This is a genomic window from Endozoicomonas arenosclerae (assembly GCF_001562015.1).
Classification (GTDB): domain Bacteria; phylum Pseudomonadota; class Gammaproteobacteria; order Pseudomonadales; family Endozoicomonadaceae; genus Endozoicomonas_A; species Endozoicomonas_A arenosclerae.
The window spans coordinates 1-879 of the sequence record NZ_LASA01000276.1; the positions used below are offsets into that span (position 1 = coordinate 1).

The window sequence follows — 879 nt, forward strand, 5'->3', positions numbered from 1 at the left end:
GAGGATAAGGAGGTCTTCCGTTGCCACGCTTAGGGTAATAGGGCTCGATTACGGCCTCTAAGCGTTTCCATGGAATCAGAACCTCCATTCTTTCAAGAAAAATTTCCCTACGAGTTCTGCGTCGCTTCTGGCTGAATTCACTGTCGGAAAAAGAGAGTTGTTGGTCCATGACTACCTCTGATCAAGCTGCTGAGATTATTATCTCATGATCAGGGACTTATTCGCAGGTTCCTTAATGCTTGGTTTATAAGTTTGTAATACGCCGTGCAGAGCTTACTAAATCAATGTGTTTGAAACAATTTACTGAAAAGACCTTCTCCCTATCCACTAGTGCAGCCAAGAGTTCTCTCTCCGTTCATCCTGAGCTTGTCGAAGGATGCTGGCACTTCGACAAGCTCAGTGCGAACGGTATGGGGTATAACATTTATCTGCAACATGTGGCGTGAATGACTCTTAAATGAGGTCAGAGTCTTCAAAGCTTCCTGACATATCTCTGAGAAACAAACCCTCGATCCTGATCAACCGATTCCGAGCCATCAAAATCAAAACCATTTCGCTCATAAAAGCTTTTGGCTAAATGGTTATCTTTTAATACCCACAGCATAACTCTCGTGAAGTCACTTTTCCTAAGCTAGTCTCTTCCAATATAAAATGAGCCTGAACAAAAGCCCGGTTTCCAATACGAACTGAGCCTGTAAAGGTCCAGGATGTCGTTCATGATGAGAGGATGAAGATTATCATGAACACCAAACTCATCAAGACCCTGGATCAGGTCAGCGACTTCCTTGAACATGTCCCAGACATAGAACCTGGCTGGGAGTCTAAAGATGAGTGTTACCGATGGATAGAGTTAACTCTCAGTCATTTCCGTTACCGCTC

Annotated in this window: 1 protein-coding gene; it reads right to left on the bottom strand. The window is 43.9% G+C overall.

The features are described 5' to 3' along the window. Positions 1-169, bottom strand: a 169-nt coding sequence (locus WG89_RS32620; protein ID WP_062260605.1) for a transposase, incomplete at its 3' end; no start/stop codon positions are given. Between the last annotated feature and the right edge of the window lie 710 nt (positions 170-879).